Raw genomic sequence first — 17,089 nt, 5'->3', positions numbered from 1 at the left:
AATTGTGTACTTGCTCTAAACATGACGCAAACAAGAGGGTTACGACATGAAGCAGTGGATAATCGCGGCGTTCTGCATTACCGGTATGTTCGCCCTGGCAGGCTGTTCCAATGATCACCTGATCCGTACCAGTGACGGCCAGATCATCGAAGCGGATGACAAGCCGGAAATCGATGACGACACCGGCATGATCGAATACGAGGACGAAAGCGGCCGCATGAACCAGATTCCCCAGGGTGACGTGCGCGAAATCAAGGAACGTTGATCCAGCCTGTCGCCTCCGCATAGCGGAGGACGACTGCCTCCACCGCCACCTCACACGGCAGTCAGCGTATTCAGGCAGTGAATTCTGGCTATCGGAATTGTCTGCGCGTACACGACACTCTAGATTGTCGGTATAGCCAATTGCAGGGATACTGGCATGAGCAGACAACAAGAACAATTTCAACCAGGCCCGCTGGACGTACTGATCATAGGGGCGGGCCTCTCCGGGATCGGCGCCGCCCGGGCGCTGACCGATCAGTGCCCAGACAAGCGCTACCTGATTCTCGAGCGGCGCAACGCCATCGGTGGCACCTGGGATCTGTTCCGCTATCCCGGCATCCGCTCGGACTCGGACATGTATACCCTGAGTTACAGCTACAAACCCTGGACCCACCGCAAAGCCATCGCTGACGGCCCGGATATCAAACGCTATATCGAAGACATCGCCGAAGAGGCGGGGATCACCCACAACATCCGTTTCCAGCGCAGGGTCACCCATGCCAGCTGGTCCAGCCGGGAGGCGCTGTGGAGCGTCACCGCCCTGGCCACCGATGAGCTGGGTAACGAGCGCGAAGAGCGGTTCCAGGCCAGGTTGCTGTCGGTCTGCGCTGGCTACTACAGTTACGATGAGGGCTACCGCCCGGCCTTCCCCAACGAACAGGCGTACACCGGGCAGATCATTCACCCGCAGTTCTGGCCGAGTGATCTGGACTACGCCGGCAAGCGCGTGGTGGTGATCGGCAGTGGCGCAACCGCCGTGACCCTGGTGCCGGCGATGACCCAGACCGCTGCGCACGTGACCATGCTGCAGCGCTCGCCCAGCTACGTAGTGGCCCGACCACTGGAAGATGGCCTTGCCCAGCGCCTGCAGAAATGGCTGCCGCTACCCATCGCCCACCGCTTGACGCGCTGGAAGAATATCCTTGTCAGCGCCTTCTTCTTCAAGCTCGCTCGCAACAAGCCCGAGCTGTTCAAGGAACGGCTGCTGCACATGGCCAGGGCGCAGATCGGCCCGGGAATAGACATGAAACACTTCACCCCGTCCTACAAACCCTGGGATCAGCGCCTGTGCGCGGTCCCCAACGGTGATCTGTTCCATGACATCCGCGCCGGGCGCGCCTCGGTAGTCACCGACACCATCGACTCCTTTACCGAGAAAGGCATCCGCCTGACCTCAGGAGAGGAGCTGGAGGCCGATATCATCGTTACCGCCACCGGCCTCAAGCTCAATGCCATGGGCGATGTCGAGATCAGCGTGGATGACAAGCCCATGGTGCTGGGTGAGTGCATGTCCTACAAAGGCATGATGCTCAGCGACATTCCCAACCTGATCCTGACCTTCGGCTACACCAATGCCTCCTGGACCCTCAAGGCCGAGCTGACCTCCAACTACACCTGTCGCCTGCTGCGCCATATGGACCGCAAGGGCTACCGCATCGCCGTACCGCGCCGGGATCCAGCGGTCAACGTGGAACCCTTCCTGAATTTCACCTCGGGCTACGTGCAGCGGGCCGCAGGCATCCTGCCGAAACAGGGCAACCGCAGACCCTGGCAAGTGCATCAGAACTACCTGCAGGACAAGCTCACCATCCAGTACGGACGCGTCGATGACGGTGTACTGCAGTTTCAATGACGGAACAACGGAAAAGGATGACAACGTATGCAAGTCAACGATCGTGTCGCAGTACTGACTGGTGCAGGCAGCGGAATCGGCCGTGCCCTGGCGCTAGCCCTGGCCGAGCGCGGCTGCCACCTGGCACTGGCTGATCTGAATGCCCAGGCGCTGGCGCAAACTGCTGCCGAGGCCCGCGTCCAGGGCGTGCGTGTCAGCGAACACCCATTGGATGTCTCCAACCGCGAAGCCATCGCCGCCCTGCCCCAGGTCGTCATGGACGAGCATGGCCAGGTCGATCTGCTGATCAATAACGCTGGTGTCGCCCTTGGTGGCAACTTCGAGCAGGTCTCGACCGACAACTTCGACTGGCTGATGTCGATCAACTTCGATGCGGTGGTGTGCCTGTGTCGCGCCTTCCTGCCCTTGCTGAAACAGCGCCCTGCCGCTCGCATCGTCAACGTTTCCAGCCTGTTCGGACTGATCACCCCGGCCGGGCAGACTGCGTACTGTGCCAGCAAGTTCGCGGTACGCGGTTTTTCCAATGCACTGCGCCTGGAGCTGCAGGGCAGCCCGGTGGGCGTGACCGTGGTGCATCCCGGCGGCGTGGCTACCGCGATTGCCACCAGCGCCCGCTCCCCGGACGATGCCAGCGAAGAGCAGAAACAACAGAAACTGGCCCGAGCCCAGAGACTGTTGCGCATGCCGCCCGTCCGGGCCGCGCAGATCATTCTGCGCGGTATCGAGCGCGACAAGCCTCGCGTGGTGGTGGGCAATGATGCGCGGGTACTCTCCTGGCTGGAACGCCTGATGCCAGTCAACTACTGGCGTCTGCTACCGGGCCTGGCGACCAACAACGACTGATACCGACGATACGCACAAGGATTTCATCGTGAGTCATCTGCTCAGCATAATAGTGATTCTCCTGCTGGCAATTGCCGCCGGACTATTCCTCTACACCCTGTTCATCGCCAAGCGCGTCGAGGCCGGCATGCCGCCGGAAGGACGTTTCATCACCGTGATGGGCAACCGCCTGCACTACATCGAACAGGGCAAGGGACCGACCATTCTGCTGGTCCACGGCCTCAGCGGCGTCGCCCAGCATTTTGGCTACAGCGTCATTGAGCAATTGGCCAGGGACTATCATGTGATCGCCATCGACCGCCCCGGCAGCGGTTACTCGGTACGCCACCCGCGCTCATCCGCGTCACTGGCGGTGCAGGCCGATATCCTCGGCGGGCTGATCGACATCCTGCGGCTCGAAAAGCCCCTGCTCGTCGGCCATTCACTTGGTGGTGCTGTCGCCCTGGCTACCGCCCTGAGATACCCGGAGAAAGCACGTGGGCTGGCCCTGGTCGCTCCCCTGACCCACCTCCCTGGCGAAGTGTCCCCCGCCTTTGCCGCGCTGACCATCCGCTGGTCCTGGCTACGCAAGCTGGTGGCCTGGACCCTGGCAACCCCGCTGTCGATACGCAAACGGGAGAAGATACTGGGCATCGTCTTCGGCCCCGAGCAACCACCCGCCGATTTCGGCCTGCGCGGTGGTGGGCTCCTCGGCCTGCGCCCCAGCCACTTCATTGCTGCCTCTTCTGACCTGACCGCACTGGAACAGGTACTACCGCAGATGCAACAGCAGTACCCCAGACTGGCCCTACCGATTGCCGTGCTGTATGGCCGGCAGGATCGCATCCTGAATCCGCAGGAACAGGGCCAGGCGCTGGTCGACATAGCCCCTGGCACGACACTGGAGCTGATCGATGGCGGACACATGCTGCCATTGACCCAACCGGAGGTCACCGCCGACTTCATCCGGCGCGCAATGGACACTGCCATCCAGCCCCGACCATCCATCGCGAAAGTCCTCGACCAGACCGACCATCAACTATGCTCGGACGACATGCCATCTCCCCCACAAGCTGCTATATAACAGGAGGCAACATGAGCTACATTGATGGCTTTGTCGTTCCGGTCCCGCGTGACAGACTGGACGACTATCTGAAACTCGCGCAACAGGCAGCAGCAATATGGAAAGAGTACGGCGCTCTCGAATACGTCGAAAGTCTCGCAGACGACGTGCCAGAAGGCGAACATACCTCCTTTTCCTTGAGCGTCAAATTGCAGCCTGGCGAGATCGTGGTGTTCTCATGGATCGTCTACGCCGGAAAAGAAGATAGGGATCGCATCCTCGCCCAGGTGATGGCAGATCCACGTCTCAAATCCGACCCGGAGAATATGCCCTTCGATGGCAAACGCATGTTCTGGGGCGGCTTTCGCGAGGCCGTCCGTCTGTAAGCAGGCCCGGTAGGAAAATGAATGACCGGCGGCTCGCCGCAGCTATGGCGCAGCGCAGGGTCGCCGGCTAGAATACGCCACGTTTTTTCCGACACACGTGGCCCCTGATGACTGAAACCGCAACCCCCACCAAGAAGAGCAATCCCAGTGTAGGATTCATCTCGCTCGGGTGCCCCAAAGCGCTCGTCGATTCCGAGCGCATTCTCACCCAGCTGCGTACCGAAGGTTACGAGGTGGTATCCAGCTATGAGGGCGCCGACGTGGTGGTGGTCAACACCTGTGGCTTCATCGACTCGGCCAAGGCCGAATCGCTGGATGCCATTGGCGAGGCGATTGCCGAAAATGGCCGGGTCATCGTCACCGGCTGCATGGGTGTAGAGGAAGGCGCCATCCGTGATGTCCACCCCAGCGTACTGGCCGTCACCGGACCTCAGCAGTACGAACAGGTGGTCAACGCCGTGCACGAAGTGGTCCCGCCCAAGGCCGATCACAACCCACTGATCGATCTGGTGCCACCCCAGGGCATCAAGCTGACCCCGCGCCATTACGCCTACCTGAAGATCTCCGAAGGCTGCAACCACAGCTGCAGCTTCTGCATCATCCCCTCCATGCGCGGCAAGCTGGTCAGCCGTCCGGTGGGCGACGTGCTCAGCGAAGCCGAACGCCTGGTCAAGTCTGGCGTCAAGGAGCTGCTGGTCATCTCCCAGGACACCAGCGCCTACGGCGTGGATATCAAGTACCGCACCGGCTTCTGGAATGGACGCCCGGTGAAGTCGCGCATGACCGAACTGTGCGAAGCCCTCAGCGAACTCGGGGTCTGGGTACGCCTGCACTACGTCTACCCCTACCCACACGTCGATGAACTGATCCCACTGATGGCCGAGGGCAAGATCCTGCCCTACCTGGATATCCCCTTCCAGCATGCCAGCCCGAAGGTGCTCAAGGCGATGAAGCGCCCGGCCTTCGAAGACAAGACCCTGGCACGAATCAAGGCATGGCGGGAGATCTGTCCGGAACTGACCATCCGTTCGACCTTCATCGTCGGCTTCCCCAGCGAGACCGAAGAGGACTTCCAGTACCTGCTCGACTGGCTCACCGAGGCCCAGCTCGACCGCGTCGGCTGCTTCCAGTACTCACCGGTAGAAGGTGCCCCGGCCGAAAAGCTGGGTCTGGAAGCGGTACCGGACGATATCAAGCAGGAACGCTGGGAACGCTTCATGGCCCATCAACAGGCCATCTCCGCCGCCCGCCTGCAGCTGAAGATCGGCAAGACCATCCAGGTGGTTATCGATGAAGTCGACGAGGAAGGCCCCATCGCCCGCTCCATGGCCGATGCGCCGGAGATCGATGGCAATGTCTATATCGACACCGAGGAGCCGTTGAACCCAGGGGATATCCTCAATGTACGGGTGACGGCGGCTGATGAGTATGATCTGTGGGCGGAGCTGGTCTGATACCGACCCGCCCCGCCTGGACAAACGATCAGCGCTTCGCCTACCGAGTTCCGATTACCCGGCAGGGCTAGCGCATGTCGAACAATTCCTGATGGAAGTTGGCCGGGGCCAGACCACGCTCGGTCAGCCCCTCACGCAGCGCTTTGCCGAAACCGCCGGGACCACAGAACCAGATTGAAGCTTCCTTCCATTGCGGCACCGCTTCGCACAACCGATCCGCCGAGAGGCGACCATCACGCTCGCTGAAGACCACATGCAGCCGGATCGGCCTCTTCGGCCAGACGTGTGAGCCGCTCAATGAAACCAGGATCAGGTTCGGCGGTACTGTACCAGAGGTCGATCTCACGACCATCTGGCTGCACCGCCAGCGCCTGCAGGCGAGCCATGAAAGGGGTGATACCTATGCCGCCACCAATCCAGATCTGCCGCTGCTGCGGTCCGCTGAAATCGAAACAGCCATAGGGTCCCTCTACGATAGCCATCTGACCGACTCTCAGCACTTCTGGCAGGGTGCGGGTGTAATCGCCCAGCTCCTTGATATGGAAACACAGCTTGCCACGATGATCCCAGCATGAAGACAGGGTAAAGGGATGGGCACCCTCCTTCTCGTCGAAGGTAACGAAGGCGAATTGCCCGGCCCGATGCGGCATCCAGCGATCGCGCAGTTGAATGACCACCTGAAGCACATGATTGTCCCTGAAATACTCCAGTGCATCCACTACCCCCACCGCCCGCATCCGACGACCGATACCTCCCACCAGGGAAACCACCGCAGCGATGCTTCCGCCCAGCATCAACAGCGCCATTACCATGCCCAGGGCAGTCGGCCACTGGGCCGGCTTCATCAGCACGATAGAGTGATAGACCAGAACCAGGTAAACCAGGGCCAGCAGGCGGTGAGTCCGGAAGAAATAGCGATAGGGGAAATACCTGATCAGCGCCAGCAGAATCAGCACCACCGCCGCATAGAAGGCCCACTCTCCTACCTGCTCGGCAAACCCATGCTGCAGGTTGAACCACTCCACCAGCCAGGACTGGGGCGGCTTGGGCCCCTTGGGTGGCTTGACCAGCATGCCCCAACCAACCAGCCATCTCGGCACCTCGACCCACAGCCAGTGGATGATGGAGATCACCAGCGCCGTCACCCCCAACCACTTGTGCAGCCGGTAGCTCTTGTCCAGCCCGCCGAGAAAGGGCTCCATCCGGAACGGACGCAACGCCAGCATCATGCCCACACTCATGGCCCCCATGGCCAGGACGCCGGTGAAGTTGATCATCGCGGAGCGGAATGGAAAGAACTGCAGCGGCCTCTGGAGCAGATTACCTGTCAGCAGCCAAAGTAGCATCAGGCCAACGAACAACAATACGTAGGTAGTACGGATGTACTTCATCTTTTGAAACTCCCGGCACAGGTCACAGCATGACCGAAAATACCAGTACAACGGCAGTTTCATGGTAGTGGGAAAGGTGCGATAGCGACTTGATGAGGAGCAAGGTGGGATGGATAAACCAGAAAAGCCCAAGTCACTTGAAAAGTCACTTGGGCAGAAACAACAAAGCCGCTCGAAAGCGGCTATGTCATTGATTGATTTGGTCGGGACGGAGTGATTCGAACACTCGACCCCTTGCACCCCATGCAAGTGCGCTACCAGGCTGCGCTACGCCCCGACTGATGCTTTGCAATTGCTGCCAAAGCGGGACGAACTATACATTAACTAACTGAAATGCGAAAGGTTTTTTTCATATTTCAATCAATTCGCCTTGAGTACCTGAAGGACTTCCTCCAGCTCGGCAATGGTCTGACGAATCAACTGTTTATAGTGGCTGCCATCATCTTTCGCCTCATCACCGGACAAACGCTGGCGAGCACCGCCGATGGTGAAGCCCTGATCGTACAGCAGGGAACGGATCTGACGGATCATCAGTACGTCCTGACGTTGGTAGTAACGGCGATTGCCGCGACGCTTGACCGGGGACAGTTGTGGGAATTCCTGTTCCCAGTAGCGCAGCACGTGCGGTTTGACCGCACATAGCTCGCTTACCTCGCCGATGGTGAAGTAGCGTTTTCCCGGGATCGCCGGCAGTTCATTGTTATGGCTGGGTTCCAGCATAGGCTTCTACTCGGGCCTTGAGTTTCTGACCGGGGCGGAAGGTAACCACGCGCCGGGCCGTAATCGGGATTTCTTCGCCGGTCTTGGGGTTGCGGCCGGGGCGCTGGCGCTTGTCGCGCAGGTCGAAGTTGCCGAAGCCGGACAACTTGACCTGCTCGTTGTTCTCAAGCGCGTTGCGGATCTCCTCGAAAAACAGTTCCACCAGTTCCTTGGCTTCACGCTTGTTGAAGCCAAGTTCCTCGTAGAGGTGTTCCGCCATTTCTGCTTTTGTCAGAGCCCCCATGCGCAACTTCCTATTTCCTTAACGTGGCGTTGAACCTTTGCTCCAATGAGCCGAGCACCTTGTCCATCACTGCATTCACTTCATCATCAGTAAGAGTGCGCGATGAATGTTGCAAGGTCAAGCCAATTGCCAGGCTTTTGCTTTCAGGATCAATACCTTTTCCTTCATATACGTCAAACAACCTGAGGTTCTTGAGGAACGCTCCAGCCTGTTCACGGATATCCGTAAGCAGATCGCCGGCCACTACCGTCTTGCTCACCAGCACTGCGATATCCCGTCTGACTTCCGGGAAGCGGGAGAGTTCAGAGAATTGCGGCAGACGCCCTTCGATAATGCCATCCAGACGCAGCTCGAAGACGAATACCGGGCCATGCAGGTCCAGTTGGTCGACCAGTTGCGGATGCAGTGCGCCGAGCCAACCTACCTGCTCGCCATCACGGACGATGCGCGCAGCCTGCCCCGGGTGCAGTGCCGGATGCTCGGCAGGCTCGAAACGGAAGGCTTCCAGTGCTCCGCCCTGCCCCAATACCGCCTCGACATCGCCCTTGACGTCATGGAAGTCCAGCTTGTCGCTGCCGTTCGCCCAACCCTCGGGCAGACGGGTACCGCAGGCGATACCCGACAGCATCGGTTCCTGCAGCAGTTCGCCACCGGCTTGCGGCACGAAGCGCAGACCGCTCTCGAACAGGCGTACGCGTGCCTGCTGGCGGTTCTGGTTGTGCTGTACCGCCTTGCTCAGCCCCGGCCACAGGGAGGTACGCATGACCGCCATGTCGCTGGAAATGGGGTTGGCCAGTGCCAACGGCTCCGCTTGCGGGTCGAACAGCTTGTTCAACCCCGGCTCGACGAAGCTGTAGGTGATGGCTTCCTGGTAGCCGCGGGCGACCAGCAGACGACGCAGGATCGGCAACTCGCCCCGGGTTTCCGGCTTCGCCGTGAGACTCAGGGACGCCTTGGGCGCACTGACCGGCAAGCGGTTGTAGCCATACAGCCGGGCCAGCTCTTCGATCAGGTCGATTTCCAGGGTGATATCGAAGCGGTGGCTGGGTACCGACACCTGCCACTCACCTTCGCCGCTGGCTGTCACTTCCAGCTGCAAGCCACGCAGATAGGTCTCAACGTCCGCCGGGGCGATCTCCAGGCCCAGCATCTGGGTCACGCGCTCGTTACGCAGGGTGATAGTCACCGGCTGCGGCAGGTGCTGCTGCTCAACGGCTTCGATGACCGGACCGGGCTCACCACCAACGATCTCCAGGATCAGCGCGGTCAACCGCTCCATGGCTTCGCGCTGCAATTGCCAGTCGACACCGCGCTCATAGCGATGCGATGCGTCGGTGTGCAGACCGTAGTTGCGCGCCTTGCCGGCAATGGCGATATGGTCGAAGAACGCGCTTTCCAGGAACAGGTCGGTGGTTCCTTCACTGATGCCGCTGTGCTCGCCACCCATGATGCCGGCCATGGCCAGCGGACGCTCGTGGTCGGCGATCACCAGGGTGTCACTGCGCAGGGTGATTTCCTGGCCATCGAGCAGCACCAGCTTCTCGCCCTCTTCGGCCATGCGCACACGAATGCCGCCGCGAACCTGCGCCAGGTCGAAGGCATGCAGGGGCTGACCCAGTTCGAGCATCACGTAGTTGGTGATATCCACCACCGGATCGATGCTGCGCACGTCGCTGCGGCGCAGGCGCTCGACCATCCACAGCGGCGTGGAGCGGGACAGATCGACATTGCGGATCACCCGACCGAGGTAACGAGCGCAGGCTGCCGGAGCCAGCAGCTCGACGGGGCGAGTCTCATCATGGCTGGCAGCAACCGGCTCGATCACCGGACGGCTGACCGGCGCCGCGTAGTTGGCACCGACTTCACGGGCCAGACCAGCGATGGACAGGCAGTCGCCGCGGTTGGGCGTCAGGTCGACTTCGATGATGGCATCGTCCAGTCCCAGGTACTCGCGCAGGCTCTGCCCGGTGGGCGCATCGGCGGGCAGCTCGAACAGACCATCGTGATCGTCCGACAGCTCGAGCTCGGAGGCCGAGCACAGCATGCCGAAGGACTCGACACCGCGCAGCTTGGCCTTCTTGATCTTGAAGTCCTCACCGAGCACGGCACCCACCATGGCGAACGGCACCTTGATACCCGGCCGGGCGTTGGGCGCCCCGCAGACCACCTGGAACTCCTCGCTACCGTTGCTGACACGGCACACGCGCAACTTGTCGGCGTCGGGGTGCTGCTCGGCACTGACGATCTCCCCAACCACCACGCCGCTGAACTCACCGGCAGCGGGGGTTACGCTATCCACCTCGAGCCCGGTCATGGACAGGCGCGCCACCAGGTCATCACGGGAAACCTCGGGATTCACCCAGCTGCGCAGCCACTGTTCACTGAATTTCATGTTCTCTTCCTGCTATCAAAGGGTTGCGGTTGCGGCGTTCAGCGAAATTGCGCGAGGAAGCGCAGGTCATTGTCGAAGAACAGGCGCAGGTCATTGACGCCGTAGCGCAACATGGCCAGGCGCTCCACGCCCATGCCGAAGGCAAAGCCCTGGTATTTCTCCGGGTCGATGCCCGAACTGCGGAATACGTTAGGGTGCACCATGCCGCAGCCCATGACCTCCAGCCAGCCGGTCTGTTTGCAGACCCGGCAACCACAGCCACTGCACATCACGCACTGGATATCGACCTCGGCGGACGGCTCGGTGAAGGGGAAGAATGACGGACGGAAACGCACCTTCAGATCCTTCTCGAAGAACACCTGCAGGAACTCGGCAATGGTGCCCCGCAGGTCGGCAAAGCTGACCTCGCGATCAACCAGCAGGCCTTCGACCTGGTGGAACATCGGCGAATGGGTCAGGTCCGAATCGCAGCGGTACACGCGACCGGGACAGACGATCCGGATCGGCGGCTCCTGGCTTTCCATGGTCCGCACCTGCACCGGCGAGGTGTGGGTGCGCAGCAGCGTGTGGGCATTGAAATAGAAGGTGTCGTGCATCGCCCGCGCCGGGTGATGGCCGGGAATATTGAGCGCCTCGAAGTTGTGATAGTCATCCTCGACTTCAGGGCCTTCCGCCACGGCGTAGCCGATGCGGGAAAAGAATTCTTCGATCCGTTCCATGGTACGGGTGACCGGGTGCAGGCCGCCGCTCACCTGGCCACGACCAGGCAGGGTGACGTCCACCCGCTCGGCAGCCAGCTTGGCATTCAGCGCCGCCGCTTCCATCGCGCTCTTGCGCGCATTGAGCGCGGTCTGTACCTGCTCCTTGGCTTCATTGACCATGGCCCCGACCTTGGGGCGTTCTTCGGCAGGCATGTTGCCCAGGGTCTTCATCACCTGGGTAAGTTCGCCTTTCTTGCCAAGATACTGGACGCGAAGCTGCTCCAGCGCATTGACATCGGCCGCTTGCTGCACAGCTTCCAGGGCCTGGGAGACCAGCGCGTCTAGGTTTTCCATTTAACACTCCAGAAACAAAAATAGGGGAAGAGCGATGAGGCTCTTCCCCTATTAATGACGTTGCCAACCGGCGCGAACGCCGGTGATTGTCGTAACGAGGGCTTAAGCCAGGCTAGCCTTTGCTTTTTCGACAATCGCAGTAAACGCCGCTTTTTCGTTCACGGCCAGATCGGCCAGAACCTTACGGTCGATTTCAATGGACGACTTTTTCAGACCAGCGATCAGACGGCTGTAGGACATGCCATTCTGACGAGCACCGGCGTTGATACGGGCGATCCACAGAGCACGGAACTGACGCTTGCGCTGCTTGCGGTCACGATAGGCGTACTGACCTGCCTTGATGACCGCCTGCTTGGCAACCCGGAATACACGCGAACGCGCACCGTAGTAACCTTTGGCGAGTTTCAGAATTTTCTTGTGACGCTTACGCGCCATTACACCACGCTTAACACGAGCCATTCTTTAATTCCTCAACCTTGATTAACGGAGGCGCAACATGCGTTCAACTTTCTGGGTATCCGCAGCATTGAGCTGAGAAGTCCCGCGCAGTTGACGCTTACGCTTGGTGGTCATCTTGGTCAGGATGTGGCTCTTGAAAGCATGCTTGTGCTTGATGCCATTGCCAGTCACTTTAAAGCGCTTGGCGGCACCGCTTTTGGTTTTCATCTTTGCCATGTTCAGGTACTCCAAATAGAGTGGATAAGATAATCACAAGGCCTGGCGTTGCCCTGGAGATTACTTTTTCTTCTTGGGTGCGAGGACCATCATCAGTTGCCGACCTTCCATTTTCGGGTGCTGTTCAACGGTGCCGTATTCAAGCAGGTCGTTTTCGACCCGTTTCAACAGCTCCATTCCCAGCTCCTGGTGGGCCATCTCGCGGCCGCGGAATCGCAAGGATACCTTGGCCTTATCCCCTTCACTGAGGAAGCGTATAAGGTTGCGAAGCTTGACCTTATAGTCCCCTTCTTCCGTCCCTGGACGAAACTTGATTTCCTTGATCTGGATCTGTTTCTGATTCTTCCGCGCAGCAGCCTGCTGTTTCTTCTTCTCGAAGATGTGCTTGCCGTAATCCATGATCCGGCAAACAGGCGGTTCTGCGTCGGGGGAGATTTCAACCAGGTCGAGCTTGGCCTCCTCTGCGGCGGCCAGTGCTTCCTGAATGGACACGATACCGATTTGTTCACCTTCGGCGCCAATCAGGCGCACTTCGCGCGCCGTGATATTTTCGTTGATCGGCGGGCGTTGTGCGGCTCTTTTGTCTTGTCTCATCTCGCGTTTAATCTTTATTGCTCCGAATTCGGGCGGCCTCGTTGTGCAACGGCGCGGGCAAGGAACTCGGAGAACTCGGCAATGGTCATTGTACCCAGATCTTTACCCTCCCGCGTGCGCACGGCCACAGTGTGCGATTCGACTTCCCGATCGCCGATTACCAGCAGGTAGGGAGTCTTGTGCAAAGTATGCTCGCGGATTTTAAAGCCGATCTTCTCGTTTCTCAAGTCCGCAACAGCGCGATAGCCCATTTCATTGAGCGTTTTTTCGACTTCCTGGCAGAATTCCGCCTGATTGTCGGTAATATTCAGCACCGCGACCTGGGTCGGTGCCAGCCATGCCGGGAAATCACCGGCGTAATGCTCGATCAGAATACCGATGAAACGCTCGAACGAACCGAGAATCGCGCGGTGCAGCATGACCGGTGTCTTGCGGGTTCCATCTTCGGCCACATACTGGGCACCCAGACGGCCCGGCAGCATGAAGTCCAGCTGCAGCGTGCCGCACTGCCATACGCGGCCGAGGCAATCGCGCAGGGAAAACTCGATCTTCGGACCGTAGAAAGCACCCTCGCCCGGCTGCAGCTCCCATTTCAGACCAGCCTCATTCAGTGCCGCTTCCAGCCCCTGCTCTGCCTGATCCCAGTCGGCATCATCCCCCATCCGATCTTCCGGACGAGTGGACAGCTTCAGCTCGACATCGTCGAAGCCGAAATCACGATAGACCTGCAATGTCAGGGCGATGAAGTCAGCCGCTTCGGACTTGACCTGCTCATCAGTACAGAAGATGTGCGCATCGTCCTGGGTAAAACCACGAACCCTCATCAGCCCATGCAGTGAACCAGATGGCTCGTTGCGATGGCAGGAACCGAACTCGGCCAGGCGCAATGGCAGCTCACGGTAGCTTTTCAGCCCCTGATTGAACACCTGGATATGGCACGGGCAGTTCATCGGCTTGACTGCGTAGTCGCGACTTTCCGACTCGGTGGTGAACATGTTCGCCGAATAGTGTTCCCAATGCCCGGAACGCTCCCACAACACCCGGTCCACGACCTGGGGTGTACGGATTTCCTTGTAGCCATTGGTTTGCTGCAGCTTGCGCATGTATTGCTCAAGCACCTGGTAAACAGTCCAGCCGTTCGGGTGCCAGAACACCATGCCAGGCGCTTCTTCCTGGGTATGGAACAGGTTCAGCCGCTTGCCGATCTTGCGATGATCGCGTTTCTCGGCTTCTTCAATCCGCTTGATATAGGCCGCCAGCTGCTTCTTGTCCGCCCAGGCGGTACCGTAGATGCGCTGCAGTTGCTCGTTCTTCGCGTCACCACGCCAGTAGGCGCCGGAAATGCGGGTCAGCTGGAAGGCCTTGAGGAAACGGGTATTGGGCACGTGCGGGCCACGGCACATATCGACATATTCTTCGTGATGGTACAGGCCCATGGCCGTTTCATCGGGCATGTCCTCGACCAGGCGCAGCTTGTAATCCTCGCCCCGCTCGGTGAACACCTGAATGACTTCATCACGCGGCGTCATCTTCTTGATGACATCGTATTCGGTGGCAATCAGCTCACGCATACGCTTTTCGATGGCCGCCATATCCTCTGGCGTGAAGCTGCGCTCGTAGGCGATGTCGTAATAGAAGCCCTCGTCGATGACCGGCCCGATCACCATCTTCGCGGTGGGATACAGTTGCTTGACCGCGTGCCCGACCAGGTGAGCGCAGGAGTGGCGGATGATTTCCAGCCCCTCTTCGTCTTTCGGCGTGATGATCTGCAGGCTGGCATCCTGATCGATGATGTCGCAGGCATCGACCAGGCGCCCGTCAATCTTGCCCGCCACGGTGGCCTTGGCCAGACCGGCACCGATGGATTGTGCCACCTCGGCCACGCTTACAGGATGATCAAAAGTGCGCTGACTGCCGTCAGGAAGAGTAACGATGGGCATGAACCGCTCCTTCTCAGTGGTGACCGCTACGTAAGGCCACATGATGGAAATAGCCGACCGGGATGACTGCTGCTGCAGCTCCGTTCGGCGTAGAAATAAAAAAGCCCGATCACAGGGTGATCGGGCTTTGATTTGGTAGGCACGATTGGATTCGAACCAACGACCCCCACCATGTCAAGGTGGTGCTCTAACCAACTGAGCTACGTGCCTGCGATGGAGGCGAACTATACGCACCACCCCTGATGCCGTCAACCCCTAAGTCACTGAATAACTGAAAAAACCTTGGCACCCCAGGGCCCACTGCCCGCCATCGCCCAGCGGCCGGGAAATGCCCCCTTGGACAGGCTCCGCAACGCGCTCAGATATTGACCAATTGCTGCCGCAACTGCTGGATCTCGTCGCGCATCTGCGCCGCCGCCTCGAACTCCAGGTCCCGCGCGTGCTGATACATCTTTTCTTCCAACTGGCGGATGCGCTTGGTGATTTCCGATGGCGAGCGCAGCTTCTGTACCTGGTAGCCGGCCGCCTCCTCGGCGGCCTTCGACTGGCGCCGCTTGTTCGAGCGGCTACCGGGCACCACCGCGCCCTCGAGAATATCCTGCACACTCTTGATCACACCCTTGGGCGTGATGCCATGCTCGAGGTTGAAACTGATCTGCTTGTTCCGGCGCCGTTCGGTTTCACCCATGGCCCGCTCCATCGAGCCGGTCATGCGGTCAGCATAGAGGATTGCCTTGCCGTTCAGGTTACGCGCCGCACGACCGATGGTCTGGATCAGCGAGCGCTCCGAACGGAGGAAACCCTCCTTGTCGGCATCCAGGATGGCGACAAGGGAAACTTCAGGCATATCAAGACCTTCCCGCAACAAGTTAATGCCGACCAGCACATCGAAAACGCCCATGCGCAGATCCCGGATGATCTCCACACGCTCAACTGTATCGATATCCGAGTGCAGATAGCGCACCCGCACGCCATGGTCTCCAAGGTAGTCGGTCAGGTCTTCAGCCATACGCTTGGTCAGGGTGGTGACCAACACCCGCTCCCCCTGGGTAACACGCAGACCGATTTCCGATAGCAGATCATCGACCTGGCTGGTTGCCGGGCGCACCTCGATCAGCGGATCCACCAGGCCGGTCGGGCGCACCACCTGTTCGACGATGCGTCCGGCATGGGCTTCCTCATAGGGTCCCGGCGTTGCCGAGACGAAGATGGTCTGCGGTGAGATCGCCTCCCATTCGTCGAAGCGCATGGGCCGGTTATCCAGCGCCGAAGGCAGCCGGAAGCCATACTCCACCAGCGTCTCCTTGCGCGAGCGGTCGCCCTTGTACATGGCCCCGACCTGGGGCACCGAGACGTGCGATTCGTCGATCACCAGCAGCGCATTGGCCGGCAGATAATCAAACAGTGTCGGCGGCGCCTCACCCTGCGGTCGACCGGACAGATAGCGCGAGTAGTTCTCGATACCGTTGCAGTAGCCCAGCTCCATGATCATTTCCATATCGAAGCGGGTGCGCTGCTCAAGGCGCTGGGCCTCGACCAGTTTATTCTGGCTGTTGAGCACTTCCAGGCGCTCCTTCAACTCGACCTTGATCTCCTCCACCGCTTCCAGCAGCTTCTCTCGCGGAGTCACATAATGTGATTTGGGATAGATAGTTACACGCGGAACCTTGCGCAGAACCTCACCAGTGAGAGGATCAAAGAAACTGATGGTTTCCACCGTATCGTCAAACAGCTCGATACGGATCGCCTCCAGATCCGACTCCGCCGGATAGACATCGATCACATCCCCGCGGACCCGGTAATTGGCCCGGGACAGCTCCATGTCATTGCGCGTGTACTGCAGCTCTGCCAGCCGGCGCAGCATGGTGCGCTGGTCAAGAATGTCGCCTCGATCGATATGCAACACCATGCGCAGGTAGGACTCCGGATCGCCCAGGCCGTAGATCGCCGAGACGGTAGCGACGATGATCGCATCCGGCCTCTCCATCAGCGCCTTGGTCGCGGACAGCCGCATCTGCTCGATATGATCGTTGATCGAGGCATCCTTCTCGATGAAGGTATCCGACGCCGGCACATAGGCTTCCGGTTGGTAATAGTCATAATAGGAAACGAAGTATTCCACGGCGTTGTTCGGGAAGAATTCGCGGAACTCGCCATATAGCTGCGCCGCCAGGGTCTTGTTCGGCGCCATGATGATCGCCGGGCGCTGAACCTGCTGGATGACATTGGCGATGGTGAAGGTCTTCCCTGAGCCGGTCACCCCGAGCAACGTCTGATGCGACAGTCCGGCTTCCAGGCCCTCCACCAGCTGCGCTATGGCAACCGGCTGGTCACCGGCGGGATTGAAACGGGTTTGCAGATTGAATTGACTCATGACAGGGAAGCACCGCGAATGGAATCACAGCATCTATCATAGC

At 59.7% G+C, this 17,089-nt stretch carries 17 protein-coding genes and 2 tRNA genes; 6 read left to right on the top strand and 13 right to left on the bottom strand.

The window, feature by feature from the left end:
- The first annotated feature begins 46 nt into the window (after nucleotides 1-46).
- From CQ007_RS10570 to rimO, 6 genes are all read left to right on the top strand, one after another.
- Nucleotides 47-265, top strand: a complete 219-nt coding sequence (locus CQ007_RS10570; RefSeq protein WP_105645784.1) for a YgdI/YgdR family lipoprotein — start codon at nucleotides 47-49, stop codon at nucleotides 263-265.
- Between the two features lie 156 nt (nucleotides 266-421).
- Entirely contained in the window at nucleotides 422-1,897 is a 1,476-nt protein-coding gene (locus CQ007_RS10565) for an NAD(P)/FAD-dependent oxidoreductase (RefSeq protein WP_105645783.1), read from the top strand.
- Nucleotides 1,898-1,924: 27 nt separating this feature from the next.
- Complete coding sequence (locus CQ007_RS10560; protein WP_105645782.1) at nucleotides 1,925-2,740, top strand: SDR family oxidoreductase; 816 nt, start codon at nucleotides 1,925-1,927, stop codon at nucleotides 2,738-2,740.
- Nucleotides 2,741-2,768: 28 nt separating this feature from the next.
- Nucleotides 2,769-3,803, top strand: a complete 1,035-nt coding sequence (locus tag CQ007_RS10555) for an alpha/beta fold hydrolase (protein ID WP_105645781.1) — start codon at nucleotides 2,769-2,771, stop codon at nucleotides 3,801-3,803.
- Nucleotides 3,804-3,814: 11 nt separating this feature from the next.
- Nucleotides 3,815-4,168, top strand: coding sequence for a DUF1428 domain-containing protein (locus CQ007_RS10550; protein WP_105645780.1), 354 nt, complete (start codon nucleotides 3,815-3,817; stop codon nucleotides 4,166-4,168).
- Between the two features lie 107 nt (nucleotides 4,169-4,275).
- Complete coding sequence (rimO, locus tag CQ007_RS10545; RefSeq protein WP_105645779.1) at nucleotides 4,276-5,622, top strand: 30S ribosomal protein S12 methylthiotransferase RimO; 1,347 nt, start codon at nucleotides 4,276-4,278, stop codon at nucleotides 5,620-5,622.
- Nucleotides 5,623-5,689: 67 nt separating this feature from the next.
- Here rimO and CQ007_RS19385 read toward each other — a convergent pair whose 3' ends face one another.
- The 13 genes from CQ007_RS19385 to uvrB form a co-directional block, all read right to left on the bottom strand.
- Nucleotides 5,690-5,875, bottom strand: a complete 186-nt coding sequence (locus CQ007_RS19385; RefSeq protein ID WP_371919820.1) for a hypothetical protein — start codon at nucleotides 5,873-5,875, stop codon at nucleotides 5,690-5,692.
- Nucleotides 5,856-7,013 carry a ferric reductase-like transmembrane domain-containing protein gene (locus tag CQ007_RS10540; protein WP_371919819.1) on the bottom strand — a complete coding sequence of 386 codons (1,158 nt, stop codon included), beginning with the start codon at nucleotides 7,011-7,013 and terminating at the stop codon, nucleotides 5,856-5,858. The genes CQ007_RS19385 and CQ007_RS10540 overlap by 20 nt, the downstream gene beginning before the upstream one ends.
- Before the next feature lie 200 nt (nucleotides 7,014-7,213).
- Nucleotides 7,214-7,290 (bottom strand) — tRNA-Pro (locus CQ007_RS10535).
- Between the two features lie 83 nt (nucleotides 7,291-7,373).
- Nucleotides 7,374-7,733 (bottom strand): MerR family transcriptional regulator, encoded by a 360-nt coding sequence (locus CQ007_RS10530; RefSeq protein WP_105645778.1) that lies wholly within the window; start codon nucleotides 7,731-7,733, stop codon nucleotides 7,374-7,376.
- Nucleotides 7,714-8,016: an integration host factor subunit alpha gene (ihfA, locus tag CQ007_RS10525; RefSeq protein ID WP_105645777.1), complete on the bottom strand. Its 303-nt coding sequence runs from the start codon at nucleotides 8,014-8,016 to the stop codon at nucleotides 7,714-7,716. The genes CQ007_RS10530 and ihfA overlap by 20 nt, the downstream gene beginning before the upstream one ends.
- Nucleotides 8,017-8,026: 10 nt before the next feature.
- Nucleotides 8,027-10,408: a phenylalanine--tRNA ligase subunit beta gene (pheT, locus tag CQ007_RS10520; RefSeq protein ID WP_105645776.1), complete on the bottom strand. Its 2,382-nt coding sequence runs from the start codon at nucleotides 10,406-10,408 to the stop codon at nucleotides 8,027-8,029.
- 38 nt (nucleotides 10,409-10,446) lie between these two features.
- Complete coding sequence (gene pheS, locus CQ007_RS10515) at nucleotides 10,447-11,463, bottom strand: phenylalanine--tRNA ligase subunit alpha (protein WP_105645775.1); 1,017 nt, start codon at nucleotides 11,461-11,463, stop codon at nucleotides 10,447-10,449.
- Between the two features lie 102 nt (nucleotides 11,464-11,565).
- On the bottom strand, nucleotides 11,566-11,922 hold the full coding sequence (gene rplT / locus CQ007_RS10510) for a 50S ribosomal protein L20 (RefSeq protein ID WP_105645774.1): 357 nt from the start codon (nucleotides 11,920-11,922) through the stop codon (nucleotides 11,566-11,568).
- A gap of 21 nt (nucleotides 11,923-11,943) precedes the next feature.
- Nucleotides 11,944-12,138: a 50S ribosomal protein L35 gene (gene rpmI, locus CQ007_RS10505; RefSeq protein WP_105645773.1), complete on the bottom strand. Its 195-nt coding sequence runs from the start codon at nucleotides 12,136-12,138 to the stop codon at nucleotides 11,944-11,946.
- A 60-nt stretch (nucleotides 12,139-12,198) separates the two neighbouring features.
- Nucleotides 12,199-12,750 (bottom strand): translation initiation factor IF-3, encoded by a 552-nt coding sequence (gene infC / locus CQ007_RS10500; RefSeq protein ID WP_177424329.1) that lies wholly within the window; start codon nucleotides 12,748-12,750, stop codon nucleotides 12,199-12,201.
- Nucleotides 12,747-14,672: a threonine--tRNA ligase gene (gene thrS, locus CQ007_RS10495; RefSeq protein ID WP_105645771.1), complete on the bottom strand. Its 1,926-nt coding sequence runs from the start codon at nucleotides 14,670-14,672 to the stop codon at nucleotides 12,747-12,749. The genes infC and thrS overlap by 4 nt, the downstream gene beginning before the upstream one ends.
- Nucleotides 14,673-14,805: 133 nt before the next feature.
- Nucleotides 14,806-14,882 (bottom strand) — tRNA-Val (locus tag CQ007_RS10490).
- Between the two features lie 148 nt (nucleotides 14,883-15,030).
- A complete protein-coding gene (gene uvrB, locus CQ007_RS10485; protein WP_105645770.1) occupies nucleotides 15,031-17,046 on the bottom strand; it encodes an excinuclease ABC subunit UvrB in 2,016 nt (671 codons plus the stop codon).
- Between the last annotated feature and the right edge of the window lie 43 nt (nucleotides 17,047-17,089).

This window comes from Pseudomonas sp. MYb185 (genome assembly GCF_002979975.1).
In the GTDB taxonomy this organism is placed as follows: domain Bacteria; phylum Pseudomonadota; class Gammaproteobacteria; order Pseudomonadales; family Pseudomonadaceae; genus Halopseudomonas.
The sequence above is the reverse complement of the archived record's forward strand: the minus strand, read 5'-3'. Positions and strand labels throughout refer to the sequence as shown.

Coding starts and splice junctions, on each gene's coding strand:
- CQ007_RS10530 (WP_105645778.1), bottom strand. CDS start 7,733: ATGCTGGAACCCAGCCATAACAATGAACTGCCGGCGATCCCGGGAAAA.
- rimO (WP_105645779.1), top strand. CDS start 4,276: ATGACTGAAACCGCAACCCCCACCAAGAAGAGCAATCCCAGTGTAGGA.
- rpmI (WP_105645773.1), bottom strand. CDS start 12,138: ATGGCAAAGATGAAAACCAAAAGCGGTGCCGCCAAGCGCTTTAAAGTG.
- rplT (WP_105645774.1), bottom strand. CDS start 11,922: ATGGCTCGTGTTAAGCGTGGTGTAATGGCGCGTAAGCGTCACAAGAAA.
- pheT (WP_105645776.1), bottom strand. CDS start 10,408: ATGAAATTCAGTGAACAGTGGCTGCGCAGCTGGGTGAATCCCGAGGTT.
- ihfA (WP_105645777.1), bottom strand. CDS start 8,016: ATGGGGGCTCTGACAAAAGCAGAAATGGCGGAACACCTCTACGAGGAA.
- CQ007_RS10540 (WP_371919819.1), bottom strand. CDS start 7,013: ATGAAGTACATCCGTACTACCTACGTATTGTTGTTCGTTGGCCTGATG.
- CQ007_RS10570 (WP_105645784.1), top strand. CDS start 47: ATGAAGCAGTGGATAATCGCGGCGTTCTGCATTACCGGTATGTTCGCC.
- CQ007_RS10560 (WP_105645782.1), top strand. CDS start 1,925: ATGCAAGTCAACGATCGTGTCGCAGTACTGACTGGTGCAGGCAGCGGA.
- thrS (WP_105645771.1), bottom strand. CDS start 14,672: ATGCCCATCGTTACTCTTCCTGACGGCAGTCAGCGCACTTTTGATCAT.
- pheS (WP_105645775.1), bottom strand. CDS start 11,463: ATGGAAAACCTAGACGCGCTGGTCTCCCAGGCCCTGGAAGCTGTGCAG.
- CQ007_RS10550 (WP_105645780.1), top strand. CDS start 3,815: ATGAGCTACATTGATGGCTTTGTCGTTCCGGTCCCGCGTGACAGACTG.
- CQ007_RS10565 (WP_105645783.1), top strand. CDS start 422: ATGAGCAGACAACAAGAACAATTTCAACCAGGCCCGCTGGACGTACTG.
- uvrB (WP_105645770.1), bottom strand. CDS start 17,046: ATGAGTCAATTCAATCTGCAAACCCGTTTCAATCCCGCCGGTGACCAG.